The sequence below is a fragment of the Sellimonas sp. genome, from assembly GCF_047234585.1.
GTDB lineage: Bacteria > Bacillota > Clostridia > Lachnospirales > Lachnospiraceae > Sellimonas > Sellimonas caecigallum.
Genome location: NZ_JBKSWG010000025.1, coordinates 1 through 17,934 on the forward strand (window position 1 = coordinate 1; position 17,934 = coordinate 17,934).

The 17,934-nt window shown below is 46.1% G+C and carries 16 protein-coding genes; 15 read left to right on the plus strand and 1 reads right to left on the minus strand.

Annotated elements, in window-relative coordinates; all coding sequences use genetic code 11:
• The first annotated feature begins 93 nt into the window (after window positions 1-93).
• The 14 genes from ACLROL_RS09950 (at window position 94) to ACLROL_RS10015 (ending at window position 15,161) form a co-directional block, all read left to right on the plus strand.
• Window positions 94-681, plus strand: a complete 588-nt coding sequence (locus tag ACLROL_RS09950) for an ABC transporter permease (RefSeq protein ID WP_413067766.1) — start codon at window positions 94-96, stop codon at window positions 679-681.
• 15 nt (window positions 682-696) lie between these two features.
• Complete coding sequence (locus ACLROL_RS09955) at window positions 697-1,647, plus strand: ABC transporter permease (RefSeq protein WP_330620398.1); 951 nt, start codon at window positions 697-699, stop codon at window positions 1,645-1,647.
• A 12-nt stretch (window positions 1,648-1,659) separates the two neighbouring features.
• On the plus strand, window positions 1,660-2,691 hold the full coding sequence (locus tag ACLROL_RS09960) for an ABC transporter ATP-binding protein (protein WP_087201435.1): 1,032 nt from the start codon (window positions 1,660-1,662) through the stop codon (window positions 2,689-2,691).
• A gap of 2 nt (window positions 2,692-2,693) precedes the next feature.
• Window positions 2,694-3,671 carry an ABC transporter ATP-binding protein gene (locus tag ACLROL_RS09965; protein WP_087201433.1) on the plus strand — a complete coding sequence of 326 codons (978 nt, stop codon included), beginning with the start codon at window positions 2,694-2,696 and terminating at the stop codon, window positions 3,669-3,671.
• A gap of 61 nt (window positions 3,672-3,732) precedes the next feature.
• Window positions 3,733-5,427 (plus strand): peptide ABC transporter substrate-binding protein, encoded by a 1,695-nt coding sequence (locus ACLROL_RS09970; RefSeq protein ID WP_413067757.1) that lies wholly within the window; start codon window positions 3,733-3,735, stop codon window positions 5,425-5,427.
• 63 nt (window positions 5,428-5,490) lie between these two features.
• Window positions 5,491-6,606, plus strand: a complete 1,116-nt coding sequence (locus ACLROL_RS09975) for an amidohydrolase family protein (RefSeq protein WP_287448570.1) — start codon at window positions 5,491-5,493, stop codon at window positions 6,604-6,606.
• The gene (locus ACLROL_RS09980; RefSeq protein ID WP_413067758.1) at window positions 6,606-7,769 is read left to right on the plus strand and encodes an amidohydrolase family protein; all 1,164 of its coding nucleotides are present in this window, start codon (window positions 6,606-6,608) and stop codon (window positions 7,767-7,769) included. The genes ACLROL_RS09975 and ACLROL_RS09980 overlap by 1 nt, the downstream gene beginning before the upstream one ends.
• Window positions 7,770-7,871: 102 nt before the next feature.
• Window positions 7,872-8,510, plus strand: coding sequence for an orotate phosphoribosyltransferase (locus tag ACLROL_RS09985; protein WP_221919812.1), 639 nt, complete (start codon window positions 7,872-7,874; stop codon window positions 8,508-8,510).
• Between the two features lie 408 nt (window positions 8,511-8,918).
• Window positions 8,919-9,476, plus strand: a complete 558-nt coding sequence (locus tag ACLROL_RS09990; RefSeq protein WP_221919810.1) for a manganese efflux pump MntP family protein — start codon at window positions 8,919-8,921, stop codon at window positions 9,474-9,476.
• Window positions 9,477-9,628: 152 nt separating this feature from the next.
• Complete coding sequence (locus tag ACLROL_RS09995) at window positions 9,629-10,192, plus strand: ECF transporter S component (RefSeq protein ID WP_413067759.1); 564 nt, start codon at window positions 9,629-9,631, stop codon at window positions 10,190-10,192.
• Window positions 10,189-12,828 carry a DNA polymerase I gene (gene polA, locus ACLROL_RS10000; RefSeq protein WP_413067760.1) on the plus strand — a complete coding sequence of 880 codons (2,640 nt, stop codon included), beginning with the start codon at window positions 10,189-10,191 and terminating at the stop codon, window positions 12,826-12,828. The genes ACLROL_RS09995 and polA overlap by 4 nt, the downstream gene beginning before the upstream one ends.
• Window positions 12,815-13,465 carry a dephospho-CoA kinase gene (coaE, locus tag ACLROL_RS10005; protein WP_287449698.1) on the plus strand — a complete coding sequence of 217 codons (651 nt, stop codon included), beginning with the start codon at window positions 12,815-12,817 and terminating at the stop codon, window positions 13,463-13,465. The genes polA and coaE overlap by 14 nt, the downstream gene beginning before the upstream one ends.
• Window positions 13,462-14,259, plus strand: coding sequence for an MBL fold metallo-hydrolase (locus ACLROL_RS10010; protein ID WP_087210653.1), 798 nt, complete (start codon window positions 13,462-13,464; stop codon window positions 14,257-14,259). Before coaE ends, ACLROL_RS10010 begins: the two co-directional genes overlap by 4 nt.
• 44 nt (window positions 14,260-14,303) lie before the next feature.
• On the plus strand, window positions 14,304-15,161 hold the full coding sequence (locus tag ACLROL_RS10015) for a DegV family protein (RefSeq protein WP_087210650.1): 858 nt from the start codon (window positions 14,304-14,306) through the stop codon (window positions 15,159-15,161).
• A gap of 49 nt (window positions 15,162-15,210) precedes the next feature.
• On the opposite strand, the gene ACLROL_RS10020 is transcribed toward ACLROL_RS10015, so the two are convergent.
• Window positions 15,211-16,500, minus strand: coding sequence for a nucleotidyltransferase (locus ACLROL_RS10020; RefSeq protein WP_087201412.1), 1,290 nt, complete (start codon window positions 16,498-16,500; stop codon window positions 15,211-15,213).
• Window positions 16,501-16,582: 82 nt separating this feature from the next.
• Here ACLROL_RS10020 and mgtE point away from each other — a divergent pair, with 82 nt between their 5' ends.
• On the plus strand, window positions 16,583-17,914 hold the full coding sequence (gene mgtE, locus ACLROL_RS10025) for a magnesium transporter (protein ID WP_221919806.1): 1,332 nt from the start codon (window positions 16,583-16,585) through the stop codon (window positions 17,912-17,914).
• The last annotated feature ends 20 nt before the right edge of the window (window positions 17,915-17,934 follow it).

The following is a 17,934-nucleotide window of genomic DNA, read 5'->3' on the forward strand; positions in this document are numbered from 1 at the left end:
ATATTATTTCTAATATAAGAATCTAATTATTTTTCCTTAACTTAATGACATTGGCTTCTTGCCATCTTTTTCCAGGTTACTATTGGCGTCTCACTGGGGTTGGTAGCGGCTTTGAACCGAGGAAAACCGGTAGATCATATCATCCGGGTTCTGGTCGTTTTGGCTATCTGCGTTCCAAGCTTCGTGTTTGCCGCCGTGCTCCAGTACTTCCTTGCATTTAAGTGGAAACTTGTACCGGTTTTCGGATGGGGAGAGTTGAAGCATTATATCCTTCCGGTAGCGGCCTATGCAATCGGCGGTATCGCATCCTACACAAAATACATGAGAAACAGCACGCTGTCCGTTATCAGTGAAGATTATATCGTGACGGCACAGGCCAAAGGGTGTACCCAGAAGCGCACCGTGCGCAAACATGTGCTGCGCAATTCGATGATTCCGATTGTCACGATGATTGGACCGGCTGTTGCGGGAATCTTCGCAGGCTCCTTCATTTTGGAAAAGATGTTTGCAATTCCCGGACTTGGATTTTACTATGTGAAAGCGGTATCGGATAACGATTATACGATGGTTATTGGACTGACGATTTTCTTCGCAATTCTGTTTGTCGGCGCTTTGATCGTGGTTGATATTTTATACGGAATTGTAGATCCGAGAATCCGAGTGGCAAAAGGTAAGAAGTAGGACGAGGTAAGATATATGGAGACGAGAGAAAACACAAATATGATGGGAGATATCCCGGAGACGGAAGATTTATTTGAACGTGTGGGAACGGAAGGGCTGTCCGGGGAAGACATCGGAGAAAAGTCCCTTACATACTGGGCGGATGTCTGGAGAAGATTCCGATCCAATAAGCTGGCTATTTTTGGTCTGATACTGCTTGTTTTGATCATTGCACTTCTGTTTATCGGCCCGATTGTCTCGGGCAAGGATTATCAGTATATCGACGCGGCTTTAAAAAATCAGGGACCGAGCTCGGAATACTGGTTTGGAACAGATGATATGGGAAGAGATCTGTTTACCCGTGTCTGTGTGGGAGGAAGAATTTCTATTTATATCGGACTTTGCTGTACGGTAGTGATGTTTGTGATCGGCGCCTTGGTAGGAGCGCTTGCCGGACTCAAAGGTGGAGTTGTGGATGATATCATCATGCGAATCTGTGAGTTTATCGGAAATCTGCCGTATCTGATCATTGTGGTTATCCTTTCCATGGTAATGGGAAGAAGCATGTTTTCACTGGTGTTTGCCATGAGTCTTACCGCCTGGGTAGGAACGGCACGTATGGTCCGGGGACAGATTCTGCAGATCAAAGAGCAGGACTATGTGCAGGCGGCCAAGGCCCTTGGCGCTTCCACGGGGCGGATCATCATCAAACACCTGCTTCCTAATACACTGGGAATCATCATGGTTGATATTACTATGTCGGTTCCGGGATTCATTTTCAGCGAAGCATTTTTAAGTTATATCGGACTTGGAGTAAGACCACCGGAGACAAGCTGGGGCGCACTTGCATCAGCAGGACAGCAGCAGTTGATGTTCTATCCGCATCAGTTGTTTTTTCCTTGCCTTCTGATTGTCTTGACTATGCTGACATTCCATCTGATCGGGGACGGATTATCCGATGCCCTGGATCCAAAACTTCGAAAATAGGGGGGCATCACGATGAACGAGACAATACTGGAGGTAAAAAATCTGCATGTTTCCTTTAAGACATACGCAGGAATATCACACGCAGTGCGTGGAGTGGATTTTGATCTGAAAAAAGGAGAGACACTGGCGATCGTAGGGGAATCCGGATGTGGGAAAACAGTTACATCCAAGGCGATCATGGGACTTCTCCCAAAACAAAATACAATGATAGATAAAAAGAATGGAGCACAGATCCTGTTTCACGGGGAAGATTTGCTTGGATATTCGGAGAAGAAGATGACGGAGATCCGCGGAAGTAAAATATCCATGATTTTCCAGGATCCGATGACTTCCTTAAATCCGACGATGAAGATTGGCGATCAGATTGCGGAAAGCATACTGATCCATAACAAAGTGTCAAAAGAGCAGGCGCACAAAGAGGCGCTGGAGATGCTTGAACTTGTCAAAATTCCGAATGCTCCGCAGCGAATGAAACAGTATCCGTTCGAATTTTCCGGGGGGATGCGCCAGAGAGCGATGATAGCCATGGCGCTGGCATGTAAGCCGGAGATCCTGATTGCGGACGAGCCGACAACTGCCCTGGACGTGACAATTCAGGCGCAGATTATGGATTTGATCGGAAGCCTTCAGAAAGAACTGAATATGGCAGTCATCCTTGTGACCCACGATCTGGGAGTCGTGGCAAGCGTGGCTGACAAGATTCAGGTTATGTATGCCGGGAAAATCGTGGAGCGGGGAAATGTAGATGAAATCTTCTATCGGTCTACACACCCGTACACGAGAGCGCTTTTGAATTCGGTGCCAAAAATTCACACAAACAACAAGGAGACACTGTATTCCCTGAAAGGGACACCGCCGGATCTGATCCATCCACCGGAAGGCTGCTCCTTTGCGCCGCGGTGTGAATACGGCATGAAGATCTGCCGACTGAAATATCCGAGAGAAACCGTGTTCAGTGATTCCCAGACATGTGCCTGCTGGCTGCATCATCCGAAAGCGGACACAAAGGGACTCCCGGAAACGATGATCAGAGGGGGGAGATAGTCATGGAAGAGAGAAAAGTACTGATCGAGGTAAAAGATCTGAAAAAATATTTCAATGTGGGACGCCATAAAACGCTCAAAGCGGTGGACGGAGTAAATTTTAAAATCTATCAGGGGGAGACACTTGGTCTGGTAGGGGAATCCGGATGCGGCAAGACGACATGCGGTAAGACGGTCATGGGACTTTATGAAGCTACCGGCGGACAGGTTATATTTGACGGAGTGGATATCCACAGCCTGAATAAAAAAGAAAAGAAAGAATTTACAAAACGTGCCCAGATTATTTTTCAGGATCCGTATTCATCATTAAATCCGAGAATGACGGTTGGGGATATCATCGGCGAAGGGATTGATATTCATAAATTGTATACAGGAAAAGAACGTCAGGAAAAGATTTATGAGCTGCTGGAGCTAGTAGGATTAAACAAGGAGCATGCGCTTAGATTCCCGCACGAATTCTCCGGCGGACAGAGACAGAGAATTGGAATTGCCCGGGCACTGGCTATCGAACCGGAATTTATCGTCTGCGATGAACCGATTTCTGCGTTAGATGTCTCCATTCAGGCACAGGTAGTCAACTTGCTCATAGAACTTCAGAAAAAGAAAAATCTGACGTACTTGTTTATTGCTCATGATTTGTCAATGGTCAAACATATTTCCGACAGGGTCGGCGTTATGTATCTCGGCAATATGGTAGAATTTGCGGAAAGCGACGAACTTTATGATCATCCGCTTCACCCATACACAAAAGCGCTCATGTCGGCGATCCCGATCCCGGATCCGGATGAGGAAAAACGCAAAAAGAGGATTCCGATCGAGGGGGAAATCCCAAGTCCGGTCAATCCAAAACCAGGATGCCGTTTTGCGGCAAGATGCCGGTTTGCAACAGAAAAATGCAAACAGGCGACACCGGAGTTGGAAGAGATTACGCAAGGACATTTCGTGGCCTGTCACAGAGTGCGTGAATTACAGGACAAATAGAGGGACGAGAATCAATCAGCAGAAAAAAGCTGCTTGAGGATAAAGAAAAGGAGGAGAAATTATGAAACTAAGAAAGAAAATGCTGGCAGGTCTCATGGCAGTAGCTCTTGCAGCAGGCTCTCTTGCAGGCTGCGGAGGCGAAGAGAAAGAAAAGAAGACATCCGGCGGAAGCACTGAACAAGTGCTGAACATTTCCACAAACAGTGTGGTTATCGGACTCAACCCACTTGTAAACACAACAGCCCCGGACAACAAAGCACACAATATGATCTATGATCCGCTTGTGCGTGACCGGTCTGCGGAAGGAAACACAGATGAAATCGTTCCGGCAGCGGCCGAGAGCTGGGATGTCAGTGAAGATGGACTGACTTATACTTTCCATATGAATCCGGATGCAAAATGGAGCGATGGTTCCAAAGTGACGGCAAACGACTTTGAATTTACTTTTAAGAAAATGGCAGATCCGTCTGTGGCAGCGACAAGCGCATGGCTGTTTGACGGAGTAATCACAAACTTTTCAGAAGCGCTTTACAATAATGGAAAGACTCCGGATGAGATCGGAGTAAAGGCGCTGGATGAAAATACGCTTCAGATCACACTTGTTCACCCGGCATCCTACTTCCTTGGCCTCGTAGCAGGATCAGTTTATCCGGTCAACCAGGCAAAATATGAAGAATACGGTGCAGATTACGGAACATCAGCAGACAAGACTGTATACAATGGACCGCTCAAAATTAAAAGCTGGAGCCAGAACACAGAAATGATCCTTGAAAAGAATGAACAGTACTGGGGCGCTGACGATATGAAGCTTGACACAGTCAATTTTAAAGTGATTCAGGATCCGTCTACTGCAGTACAGGCATTCATCAACGGAGAGCTGGATGTAGTCAGCACATCTGATACAAACTGGGGCAAGACAATCGCTGCATCGGGAGACTCTACAGAAAGCAATGTTCCAAGTAATGCTCCGGAATTCTTTATGTTCAACCTGAAGAACGAATACCTCAGCAACACAAAGATTCGCCAGGCTCTTTCAATCGCATTTGACAGACAGGAGATGGTCGATACGCTCCGTGACGGCAAATCAGAGCCGATCTATTCTCTCATGCCGGATACAATGAAGGTAGGGGACAACACTTACACGGAACTGGTAGACGGAAAGAATCATTTCGTATCCGCTATGCAGGAAGAGTACACAGATCCGAAAGCCTTATTCCAGGAAGGATTAAAGGAGCTTGGAAAAGACACAGACACATCTAAAGTGACAATCCGCTATGCAAGCCGCGGAACAGATGAACTGTCCAAGAAGATCGGAGAATGGATGAAACAGGTATGGGAAGAAAAACTTGGCATCACTGTTCAGATCGATATGATGGAATGGAACATTATGTGGGATAAGATTGACGCTGGAGACTATGACATTGCACAGGCTGGATGGGGACCGTACTACAATGAGCCAAGTGCGTTCTTCCAGCTCTTCGAGCCAGACAACGGATATTTTAACGCAGATAAGACAGGCTGGAACAATGAAGATTCCAAACGTTTCAAAGAGCTTCTGGAACAGGCAAAATATGTGGTAGATGAACAGGAAAAGGCAAACATCTATCTGGAAGCAGAGACGCTTCTTGTCGGAAATGCTATTATCGCGCCGACTTACCTGGAAGCTTCCCCGACATATGTGAAAAACTATGTGAAGAATTATCCAGTTACAACGAATGGTACAACTGATTTCTCACAGGTTTACATTGAAAAATAGAAGGCAAAGGTCGGTCATGAATATGGCCGGCCTGCTTTGACGAGAAAAGCAGGAGGGAAAAGAATGTATCTGATCAAAAACGGAAGAATCCATATAGGGGACGGAACAATTCTAGATTCATGTGATATTCTCACAAAAGGAAAGAAAATCGAAAAAATAGGGAGGGAGATTTCCTGTCCGGAAGCGCAGGTTATCGATGCATCAGGGTGCGAAGTGTTTCCTGGTTTCATCGATCCGCATTGCTCTATCGGGGCCATGGGGATCCCTTCCAGGCATTTGGACAACCAGGAGTCCACAGGGCTTTTTACTCCGGAGATGAATGTAAAATATGCCATGGATCCGGATGAGGTAAACGCACAGGAGTTCTATAAAAGCGGGATTACGGCAGTGGGGCTTGCGCCGGGAAACGGAAATATCATGGGTGGACAGATTGCTGTCGTGAAGACGGCGCCTCAGAAGATGTCGGAGCGCCTCGTAAAAGAGAAAGCAGCCCTGAAATGCAGCGTTACTTCCGCCGTGAAAAACACATATGGTTCCAAAAACCAGATGCCGAAAACGAGAATGGGTATTTTCTGGAGTTTCCAGGAAATGCTTCGAAAAGCACGAACTGTCAAAATAGAAGACAGAGAGGAACGACAGGAGATTGTGAGCGAAGTGTTTGACAAGATGACAATGCCGGTGTTCTGTGCAGCGGAAACCCCGGCGGAAATCCAGGGACTGCTTCATATGATGAAAGAGGAGAAGGTGCAGGCAAGCATCGTGGACGGATTTGGGTTTGGAGATGCCCTGGAAGAAATGAAGCGTCAAAAGACTGGTCTGATACTCGGAAATGTCAACTCCTGCTCACAGATTGCAAAATACGGCATTGATCTTGAAAAGATCAATGAGCTTGTGAAAAATGGAAACCGTGTTGCCTTTACGAACACATGCGGGGGATTCTCCGAGGGAAGAGAAGTCTTTTTGTGGTCTGCTATCGAAGTGTACCGGGCCGGAGTTGAGGCGGAAGAAGTGGTGAGAATGATGACGGAACATCCGGCGGAAATGTTGGGACTGGGGGATCGGATCGGAACGCTGAAAGAAGGGAAAGACGCGGACATCTCTATATTTACGGGACACCCGGTTACAACCTATGCAGCAAAAGTAAAACACAGTATCATCAACGGGGAGGTGCTTTATTGATGAGGCAGACAGTGATCAAAGGAGGAACGCTTTATACAATGAAAGATGGTCAGGATGTCTTTCAGGGAGAAATCCTGATAGAAGACGGAAAGATCAAAAAAGTGATGGAACGGATCCCGGAAGAAATGATTTCTGATGATGCCAGGATAATGGATGCATCCGGGCTTTGTGTCATGCCAGGGCTTATCGATGCGCATTCCCACATCGGAATGTTTGACTTTAATTCGGAGACTTCTGTGGATGAGGCAAATGAGACGACGGATCCGGTCACGCTGTCCATCGATGCGCGGTACGGGGTAAACCCAAAAGCACGTGAATTCAAAGTGGCTTATGAACATGGCATCACGACCATGCTTCTCACGCCGGGCAGCGGAAATGTGTTCTGCGGTCTTCCGTTTGCCATGAAAACATACGGGGATAATGCGTTTGATATGTCCATCAAAGCGCCGTGCGCGGTTAAGATTGCCCTTGGCGGGAACCCGAAAAATACATATGGAGACAGGGATCAGCTGCCAATGACGCGGATGGGAGTCGCAAAGGTACTTTGGGATACGTTCCGAAAAGCAAAAACGTATATGGAAGATCAGGAAAATGGGAAAAATCCGCCATATAATGCAGACATGGAGGCTCTGTGCCTTGCTCTGAAAGGAGAGATTCCGTGTAAAATCCACTGTACACAGTACGATATGCTTACAGCCATCGAGGTGGCGAAAGCATTCGGTGTTCGATTCTCGCTGGAACATGCCTGGGGCGCTACGGATTATATTGATGAGATTGTGGAGAGCGGCTGTGATGTCTGCTATGGACCGATTGCGACATATCGTTGTGTAGGCGAGCGAAGAAAGATTGATGTGGAGGCAGTGAAGATGCTGGATGACAGAGGAGTCAATGTGGCGATCATTACCGATTCGCCGATTCTCAGTGAAGAATCCCTCTATCATCATATAGGAGAGGCAGTCCGGGAAGGTGTTTCCCAGGAACGGGCAATGCGGATGGTAACAGTCAATCCGGCCAGGATCCTTGGGGTGGAAGATCGGATCGGAACGCTGGAAGAAGGAAAAGACGCAGATATCATTCTCGTAAAAGGGAAACTTGGACTCGATACAAATGCGAAAGTGCAATGTACGATGATCGATGGAAATATCGTGTACTGTTGTCTATAAATTCAGAACAAAAAAAGTGCCGGAAAAAAATGCGGGGATTACACAGAAAACAGAAGTATGGTACAATGTCTATAACAAAAAATGAGAAAGGAGACAAACCATATGGATGAACGGTTGACAAATTTACGTTCCTCAAAAAATCCGAAGGCCCGGATTAAGATCCTGAAAGGACATTTTGCTACGAGCAATTCCCACATCAACACGTATATTGATATGTCCACTGTGAAGACCAGACATCGAAATGGACGGGAGACGGCAAAAGTGCTGGCGGCGGAGTATACCCACACTTATATTGACACGATCGTATGTCTGGATGAAACGGAAGTGATCGGTACGTTCATGGCAGAGATCCTGGCAGATGAAACGGTCATGTCCATGAGCCATGGAAATAATATTTCTGTAGTAACACCGGAATTTGACAATCTTGGACAGATCATGTTCCGGGATAATAAGATCCGTATGATTGAGAACAATCAGGTGTTGGTTCTCGCGGCATCTATTACGACCGGAAAGACGATTCTGAAAGCTGCGGAATCTGTCCTGTACTATGGAGGAAAGGTGTGCGGTGTGGCAGGTATCTTCAGTGCTGTGACGAAGATTGCAGATATGGAAGTGAAGTCAATCTTTTCCAGCGCCGATCTTCCGGACTATAAGGCTTATACGCCGGAAGCCTGTCCGATGTGCAAGGCAGGAGAGAAAGTAGAAGCTCTTGTAAACAGCTACGGATATTCTAAACTTTAATATTTTGTCAATAAAAAGCTGCTGCATGATATTGCGGCAGTTTTTTTTGTTGACAAAAACAGAGTATGCACATACACACGCTTTTTATATTTTCGCGAAAAATAAGAAAATACAAATAATATGTAAAAAAACTTGAAAGGAGGAAGGTTTTTCGGTATAATACAAAACAGCGTAAAGCGCGTTTTGATTTGGAGAAGATGGAGCATAAGGGAGTAGTTGGCACGTTTGTGTGTCAAAGTCAACATATTGGAGCGATCCTGGCTTTGAATGAAACAACGAGACTTATCTGTATCAGAGATTGATATGGGTAAGGACTCGCTTTTTTATTGCAGAAATCGAAAGACGTCCCCTATCTTTTCCAGATCTGTCTGTACGAAAGGAAGAAAAAGAAACAAAGGAGGAAAAAAGATGGGTTTGATGGAACTGTTTTTCATTGCTGTCGGCCTTGCTATGGATGCATTTGCCGTATCCATCTGTAAAGGGTTGTCAGCAGGGCAGGCGAAACCAAAGTATGTATTATGTGTGGGGCTGTATTTCGGAGGATTTCAGGCTTTGATGCCGGCTATTGGATATTTTATCGGAAGCCATTTCCGCGGAGCAATAGAAAGTGTGGATCACTGGATTGCATTTATACTTCTGGCCGTTATTGGAGGAAATATGATCCGGGAATCGAGACAGGAAGAAGAATGCATGGATGCGAGATTTGATTTCCGTGAGATGACGGCTCTTGCGGTGGCAACGAGCATCGATGCGCTGGCTGTAGGGGTTACCTTCGCATTTCTGGATGTGCAAATTGGACCGGCCGTTCTTTTTATCGGATGCATTACGTTTGTGATCTCTGCCGTGGGACTTAAGATAGGGACAGTGTTTGGGACAAAATACAAGAATAAAGCGGAATGTTTTGGAGGAGTTGTCCTCATACTGATCGGACTTAAAATTTTATTGGAACACCTTGGTGTCTTCTAAAGCAAACGGACAAGATATACTGTTTTTGAAGAAGTAGCTGCTTTTTGGCAGAAATATGCCAGATGCGTTGTAAAAAAAGATAAAACGAAGTACAATAAGAGAAAATGCGAAAGCGAGGCGGTGTGCAGTCCGCCGGGGACGGAGGAGAGAAAATGAGAGAAAGTCAAAGACAGGTTGCAGAAAATGCCAGAATATTGAAGCTTGTATATGCCGGAGTGCTGACCGCTGTCGGAATCGTGCTTCCGCAGGCATTTCACATATTTGGACAAAGCGCCGGGGGGATGTTTCTCCCAATCCACTTGCCGATCTTGATGGCGGGTGTACTTTTGGGAGGCGGATATGGCCTTGGGGTTGGTATTCTTGTACCAATATTAAGCAGTGTACTGACCGGGATGCCGCCTGTTCCGAAAGTATATTTTATGTTGTTTGAGACGGCGATCTATGGCCTGACGGCAGGTGTGCTGGCAGAACGAAAGTATCCGGTCTATCTGAGGCTGATTCCGGCTATGGTAGCTGGCAGAGTTGCCTATGGCCTCTCGCTGATTGTTGGAGTTTATATTTTTAATCTTCATTTTCCATTTGCCAATGGAACAGCTTTTGTGAGCGGAATCGTGAGCGGTATCCCGGGGATCATCATCCAGCTGATCGTGATTCCGGTATTGTTCCGAGTTCTGAAAAAGGCCGGACTGACATTTGAAAATGAAACAGAGGTATGACAATGAATGAAAGACAGTATGAAAATCAGAAAATTCTTCTGATAGACGGGCACAGTATTCTGAATCGTGCCTTTTATGGAATCCCGGATCTGACCAATGCGGAGGGACTTCACACGAACGCGATATACGGATTTTTGAATATTCTTTTCAAAGTGCTGGAAGAAGAAAAACCAGAATATCTTACAGTGGCATTTGACGTCCATGCGCCGACCTTCCGTCATGAAATGTTTGAAGACTACAAAGGGACGAGAAAGCCGATGGCTGAAGAACTGCGCCAGCAGGTTCCGGTCATGAAGGAAGTCCTTCAGGCAATGGGCATCCGAATCGTAGAGCAGGCCGGGCTTGAAGCAGATGACCTGATCGGCACACTTTCGAAACGTGGCGAGGAGGAAGGCATGAATGTGGTCGTTTTGTCCGGAGACCGGGATCTTCTGCAGCTTGCCACAGAAAAAGTAAAGATTCGTATTCCAAAGACAAAGCAAGGCCGGACAGAGGTAGAGGACTATCTTGCAGCGGATGTCAAAGAGAAATACCAGGTAACGCCGCAGGAGTTTATTGATGTCAAAGCATTGATGGGAGACAGCTCGGACAATATTCCTGGGGTGCCAAGTATTGGCGAGAAAACGGCCACAAAGATCATTGTGGAATATGGATCCATTGAAAATGCGTATAGTCATGTGGAAGAACTCAAACCGCCGCGGGCCGCAAAGGCTTTGAAAGAACACTATGATATGGCTCAGATGAGCAAGGTACTTGCGACTATCAACGTGGATGCGGATTTCCCTTATGAGTTTTCAGAAGGAAAGATAGGAAATCTGTACACGCAAGAAGCCTACGAATATTTCCAGAGACTGCAGTTTAAAAATCTGCTTGGACGTTTTGATGTGGAGAGCCCGGCAAATCAGATTGAAGATCAGTTCCGGGAGATCACAAAAGAAGAGGAGGCAGAAGCAGTCTTTAAAAAGGCTGCAGATGCTCTTTGCGTGGGAATCGCATTTGAGAAAGACACAGAAAATGTTCTTCCGCTTTTCAAAGATCAGGCGGGGATTTCCGGAATCGGAGTTGCCTTTGGGGAAGACCACATCTACAACATTCGGACATCCGGCACAATGACAGAAACATATCTTCTGGAGAAAGTAATGGCTCTCACTGAATCCCGTACAGTTATTTCCATGTTTGATGTGAAAGCGGCCATGAAACAGATTCAGATCCGAAAGCCGGAAAACATGTTTGATGTCCATGTGGCAGCGTACCTGTTAAATCCTCTGAAAAGCGCCTATGAGACAGAGGACATTGCCCATGAATACCTGGATCTGAATATCGATGAGAAACTTCCGGCGGAGAAAAAGACATGTTATGAAGCATATACTATGTTCCGGGCGGAAAAAGTGCTAAGAGAAAAACTTCGGGAATATGAGATGGAGGCGTTGTTTGACGAGATCGAGATGCCGCTCGTATTTACCCTTTCAGACATGGAAAAAGCTGGTGTAAGGATTGCGGCAGATCAGCTGAAAATGTACGGTTCGGAACTGGGAGATAAAATAGAAGAGCTGGAAAAGGAAATATACGATCTGGCCCAAGAGACGTTTAACATCAATTCTCCGAAACAGCTTGGGGTTGTGCTTTTTGAGCATCTGGAGCTTCCGCACGGAAAAAAGACAAAGACCGGATATTCTACGGCAGCTGATATCTTGGAAAAACTGGCGCCTGATTACCCGATCGTATCGAAGATTCTGGAATACCGACAGCTTGCGAAACTGAAGTCCACTTATGCAGACGGACTTGCCAATTTTATATCGGACGACGGAAGGATCCACGGGACATTCAACCAAACAGTGACTGCCACAGGGCGGATCAGCAGTACAGAACCAAACCTTCAGAACATTCCGATCCGTATGGAACTTGGAAGATTGATCCGAAAAGTTTTTATACCGGAAGAAGGTTATGTATTTGTAGACGCTGATTATTCCCAGATCGAACTGCGTATTCTGGCACACTGCTCCGGGGATGAAGCGCTGATCCATGCATATCAGGAGGCACAGGATATCCACCGGATCACAGCGTCGCAAGTATTTCACACACCGTTTGAGGAAGTCACGGACTTACAGAGGAGAAATGCCAAAGCGGTAAATTTCGGAATTGTCTACGGAATCAGTTCTTTTGGACTGAGCCAGGATCTGAGTATTACGAGAAAAGAAGCCGGGGAATATATTGATCGGTACTTTGAGACTTATCCGGGTGTGAAAGCATACCTGGACGGAGAAGTTGCTTTTGGCAAGGAAAATGGCTATGTAAAAACAATGTTTGGAAGGCGCAGGCCGATACCGGAATTGTCTTCCAGCAATTTCATGCAGCGCAGCTTTGGAGAGAGGGTTGCTATGAATTCGCCTATCCAGGGGGCGGCAGCAGATATCATGAAGATTGCCATGATCCGGGTAGGACGGGCATTGCGCAGCCGTGGGCTGAAATCCAGGATTGTGATCCAGGTACACGATGAGCTTTTGATCGAGACGAAAAAGGAAGAAGTCGAGATCGTGAAGCAGATTTTAAAAGAGGAAATGGAACATGCAGCTGATCTGAGGGTACCGCTGATCGCGGACATGAGCCAGGGAAGCAGCTGGTATGAAGCGAAGTAAGGATGAAAATATCATGAGGATCATTGGTATTACCGGAGGGGTAGGTGCGGGGAAAAGCACCGTCCTCTCTTATATGGAAAAATACTGTGGGGCAGTGGTCTGCCAGGCAGACAAAACCGCCCATGAACTGGAAGAGCCGGGAGAAGAGTGTTACAGCCGGATTGTGGCACAGTTTGGAAATTCGATTCTTTCGGCGGACGGTACCATTGACCGGAAAAGACTGGGGAGCATTGTCTTTGGAGATAGAGTTAGTCTCGAAAAGTTAAATGCCATCGTCCACCCGGCAGTGAAGGATCGCATCCAAATGCGGATCCGGGAAGAAAAAGGAAAAGGGACAGAGCTTTTTGTGATAGAGGCCGCTCTCTTGATTGAAGATCACTACGATGAGATTTGTGATGAACTGTGGTATATTTATGCAGATGAAGATGTGCGAAGGAGAAGACTCAAAGAGACAAGAGGATACTCAGACGAACGGATAGACGGCATCTTAAAAAGTCAAAAATCTGAGGAAGAATTTCGGACACATTGCCATGTTACGGTGGACAACAGCGGGGATATGGAAGAGACTTGCATCCAGATCAAAAAAGCGTTACAATGGGAAGAAATGAAAAATAGCGGGAGAGACGAAACACGATGAGAATTTGCAGTATCGCAAGCGGAAGCAGCGGGAATTGTACATATATCGGAGGCGAACATACCAATTTTCTTGTGGACACAGGAATCAGTAAAAAAAGGATAGAAGAAGGTTTAAAAGAGCTGGATGTAAAAGGAGAAGAGCTGGACGGGATTTTTATTACCCACGAACATGTGGATCATATCCAGGGGCTTGGTGTTTTCAGCAGGAAATACGGGATCCCAATCTATGCCACGCCGGGAACCATTCGGGGAATACAAAATTACAGTGGACTAGGAAAAATGCCGGAAGGGCTTCTGAATGAAATCCGGGCAGATGAACCCTTTGCTATGAAGGATACGATGATTCGGCCGTTCCGCATTTCCCACGATGCAAATGAGCCGACGGGATTTAGGTTTGAGGAAAAAGGCAAAGCGGTAGCTGTTGCAACTGATCTTGGAATATACGATGAATATATCATTCGGAATCTCAGTAATTTGGATGCGGTGCTTTTGGAGGCAAACCATGACATCCATATGCTGGAAGTGGGTGGATATCCGTATTATCTGAAGCAGCGTGTGATGGGAAATAAAGGACATTTGTCAAATGAATTGTCAGGAAGACTGCTCTGTGCTATACTACATGATAATTTGAAACAAGTGATTCTTGGACATTTGAGTAAGGAAAACAACTACGAGGAATTGGCATACGAGACGGTTAAACTGGAAGTAACGCTTGGGGAAAATCCATATAAAGGGGAAGATATCCCTATCATGGTGGCGAGAAGAGATCGATTGTCCCAGGCTGTGTCTGTCTGATACTGCCGTCTCATATTTGAAAGAACAGAAAGAGGGGAAATGGAATGAGTAAAGTCGCAGTTTTGACGGACAGTAATAGCGGCATCACGCAGGAAGAAGCGGAAAAAATAGGGGTTGGCGTGCTTCCTATGCCGTTTTTCATCGATGAGGAAGAGTTTTTTGAAGGGGTAACTCTTTCGCGAGATACTTTCTACGAAAAGCAAAAAGGAGGAAGCGACATCAAGACATCTCAGCCAGCGCCAGGAAATGTGATGGCACTTTGGGACAAGTATCTGGAAGAATATGATGAGATCGTATACATCCCGATGTCCAGCGGTCTGAGCAGCTCCTGTGAGACCGCCATCTTGCTTTCGGAAGATTATGACGGCAAAGTGCAGGTTGTAAACAATCAGCGGATTTCTGTCACACAGAAACAGTCTGTAAAAGATGCGGTAGAGCTTGCAAAGAAAGGAAAAAGTGCAGCGCAGATTAAGGAAATCCTGGAACGCACCGGAAAAGAGTCCAGTATCTATATTACTGTGGATACATTGAAATACCTGAAAAAAGGAGGACGCATCACACCAGCCGCAGCAGCTGTTGGAACAGTGCTGAATTTAAAACCAGTCCTTCAGATCCAGGGAGAAAAACTGGATGCTTACGCCAAAGTGAGAGGGTGGAAACAGGCGAAAAAGACGATGCTGGATGCGATGGAAAGGGATATGCTGCATCGTTTCCATAATCAGAGAATCTATCTGCAGGTTGCATATACATGTACGAACGAAGAGGCACAACTCTGGAAAGAAGAGATTGAAGACCGTTTTCCGCAGTATGATGTAGATATGGATCCACTGGCACTCAGCATTGCCTGTCATACAGGTCCTGGCGCTATGGCTATTGCGTGCACAAGGGTGTTGGAAGAATAAGCATAAGCTGTGAAAGAATGAAAAAATCATTTTTTCACAGCTTGTTTTGTTATACGATCTCAAGTGGATGATTGTACTCATTGCAAAAGGGAGTCTTGAATTTGTTTGTGATGACAGACTCGTAGAGATTGGACGCGAATATGTCGAGATGCAGCATGCGCTGCCCGGCATCCGACAGTGTATCCATCTCCGTAAGTTTTGGGAGAAGCGGGATGGAGGAAGCGGTCTTAATTTGGGATAAAATCTCTTTATCCTTCTTCACAAATCCAAGCATTCTTGCGTAAGGAACAGGGTCGTTTTCTCCGAGAGTTTGCAGGTGGCTTTTTCTGATGCCGAGAAGAATGTGCAAAAGTGCCCGGCTGATGCGGGAATATGTGATTTCCTTTGTTTTTAAAAGATCACAAAACTGGTCAAAGTTTAAATAACTGTTTGCATGTTTCATGATCCGGTTTGCCAGTTCCTCCGACACGTCCGCGTAGCGGGTTAACGTACCCCTTGTCTCCCTCATGAGACAATATTTCAGAAGCAGGGAAAAGTCATTTGCATACACCGGATAGCGGGTAAGATGTGTCCTCTCCAGGAGCGAGATGCATTCTGCCGGTACATGATCCTCCAGGCGTGCCAGGATGGAAGAGAGCTTCGGCTCATCGTAAGGCTCCTCATCGTTCGTACGGAAAGAATTCCCGGAATAAAGAAGCAGCTTTCGGATCGCGGTAGCAGAACTTAAATTTCCCGGAGTTTCCAGATCTTCCGAGTGATACGAAGCGTCCTTTCTTTTGATCGTGTAAGCTTTCATAGAACTTTTCGACCGGATGATAGCCTTTAAGTATTCGATACCCAGCGTATTGTTGGGACTTGAAAGGATCGATGCTAGGGAAGGGTCTTCCAGGTAAGCATACAAAGCTTTTTCTCTGGCGGCTGGAAAAGAAAGTCCATTTCGCAGATGATCCTGAAGAGATTTTCTGTATTTTTCCGGTTCTTCTTCCAGGATATGGGCAATTTTCCAAAGGAGCGAAAGATCTCCGCATTCACTCCCGAAACAGATGGAGTCGATACATCCCAGACTGTCAAGGAGAGCGACGGCCCCACGGGCAAAATATTCTGCACTTCCTGTTGCAAAGCAGACAGGAAGTTCGAGAACGAGGGATACACCTGATTTTAACGCAACCTTGGCACGAAGGTGTTTTGGCATGATGGCCGGGGTTCCCCTTTGGACAAAATTGCCGCTCATCACTACTACAACTGCATCTGCTCCAGTCACTTCTTTTGCTTTCCTTATATGATATTCATGTCCATTGTGGAATGGATTGTACTCTGTGATCAAACCAACTAATTTCATAATGTTCTTGTATATCCTCCTCGAAATGATTATACTATAAAATGGTAGTATGGTCAAAGCAGAAAGGGGGATACAAAGAAAGATGGAATTGGAAAAAATTCTGAAAATGTTGGAAGAGAGAGAATTTAAAGAATTGAAAGAAGAGCTTTCCGGTATGTATCCCGTTGATATTGCAGCTCTTTTAGAAGAGGTGGATAAAAGGCAGATCGTGCTGATTTTCCGTCTGCTTGCAAAGGAAGAGGCTGCAGAGACATTTACTTATATGGACAGTGATACAAGAGAATTCCTGATCAATGCCCTTACCGATTCCGAACTTGAGGAAGTCATGGACGAGATGTATCTGGATGATACGGTGGATGTTCTGGAGGAACTTCCGGCAAATGTGGTGGACAGGCTTTTGATGGCGACTGATGAGGAGACAAGAGCTCAGATCAACACGCTTTTGCGCTACCCGGAAGACAGTGCCGGAAGTGTCATGAACGTGGACTATATCAGTTTCCGGAAAGAGATGACGGTGGAAGAAGCGATTTTGAAGATCCGGCAGGTCGGGATCAACCGCGAGACGATCTATACCTGTTATGTGACAGAGCAGCGAAAACTGATCGGATGGGTGGATATCAAAGATCTTCTTACGTCCAGCGAGAGCAAGCGCATTGAGGAAATCATGGATACGAATATCCTGTACGCACATACTCACGATGACCAGGAAGATGTGGCCACTATGATCAAAAAGTACGGACTCGTTGCCATTCCTATTGTGGACTACGAAATGTGTATTGTCGGGATCGTCACGGTAGACGACGCGATGCTTGTCCTGCAGGATGAGGCGACAGAAGACATCAGCATGATGGCCGGTGTCAGTCCCAACGACGAATCTTATTTCGGGACGTCCGTGTGGCAGCATGCAGCACACCGTATTCCATGGCTCTTGTTTCTGATGCTTTCGGCTACTGTGAGCGGAATGCTCCTGGCTTATTATGAGAAGTCCATGGCTGCCATGCCGATATTGATTACACTCATTCCGATGCTGATGGGGACAGGGGGAAACTGTGGTTCCCAGAGTTCCACACTGATGATCCGGGGGCTTGCGGTAGGAGAGATTCGTTTTAAGGATATTTTTAAAGTTATTTTTAAGGAGATCCGCATCGCTTTGATAGTAGGAGTTGTCCTGTCCGTCGCAAATGCGATCCGTATCTATGTCATGTATCACGATATAAAACTTGGCAGTGTCATCGGTATTACGATCATTGCTATTGTGTGTATGGCGAAAGTGGTTGGGTGTACATTGCCGCTGGTAGCGAAAAGACTGGGACTTGACCCTGCGCTGATGGCGACACCTCTGATCTCGACACTTCTGGATACGGGAACGATTCTTGTCTATTTTGCTATTGTGACTGTTATGTTCGATATTTGAAGAAGAGAAAAAGACCGAAA

Bases quoted from the DNA above. Each gene is read 5' to 3' on its own strand.
- ACLROL_RS09980 (WP_413067758.1), top strand. From the start codon at position 6,606: ATGAGGCAGACAGTGATCAAAGGAGGAACGCTTTATACAATGAAAGAT.
- ACLROL_RS09955 (WP_330620398.1), top strand. From the start codon at position 697: ATGGAGACGAGAGAAAACACAAATATGATGGGAGATATCCCGGAGACG.
- ACLROL_RS10010 (WP_087210653.1), top strand. From the start codon at position 13,462: ATGAGAATTTGCAGTATCGCAAGCGGAAGCAGCGGGAATTGTACATAT.
- ACLROL_RS09990 (WP_221919810.1), top strand. From the start codon at position 8,919: ATGGGTTTGATGGAACTGTTTTTCATTGCTGTCGGCCTTGCTATGGAT.
- ACLROL_RS09995 (WP_413067759.1), top strand. From the start codon at position 9,629: ATGAGAGAAAGTCAAAGACAGGTTGCAGAAAATGCCAGAATATTGAAG.
- ACLROL_RS09975 (WP_287448570.1), top strand. From the start codon at position 5,491: ATGTATCTGATCAAAAACGGAAGAATCCATATAGGGGACGGAACAATT.
- ACLROL_RS10020 (WP_087201412.1), bottom strand. From the start codon at position 16,500: ATGAAATTAGTTGGTTTGATCACAGAGTACAATCCATTCCACAATGGA.
- ACLROL_RS10015 (WP_087210650.1), top strand. From the start codon at position 14,304: ATGAGTAAAGTCGCAGTTTTGACGGACAGTAATAGCGGCATCACGCAG.
- ACLROL_RS09970 (WP_413067757.1), top strand. From the start codon at position 3,733: ATGAAACTAAGAAAGAAAATGCTGGCAGGTCTCATGGCAGTAGCTCTT.
- ACLROL_RS09960 (WP_087201435.1), top strand. From the start codon at position 1,660: ATGAACGAGACAATACTGGAGGTAAAAAATCTGCATGTTTCCTTTAAG.
- ACLROL_RS09985 (WP_221919812.1), top strand. From the start codon at position 7,872: ATGGATGAACGGTTGACAAATTTACGTTCCTCAAAAAATCCGAAGGCC.
- ACLROL_RS09965 (WP_087201433.1), top strand. From the start codon at position 2,694: ATGGAAGAGAGAAAAGTACTGATCGAGGTAAAAGATCTGAAAAAATAT.
- coaE (WP_287449698.1), top strand. From the start codon at position 12,815: ATGAAGCGAAGTAAGGATGAAAATATCATGAGGATCATTGGTATTACC.
- polA (WP_413067760.1), top strand. From the start codon at position 10,189: ATGACAATGAATGAAAGACAGTATGAAAATCAGAAAATTCTTCTGATA.
- mgtE (WP_221919806.1), top strand. From the start codon at position 16,583: ATGGAATTGGAAAAAATTCTGAAAATGTTGGAAGAGAGAGAATTTAAA.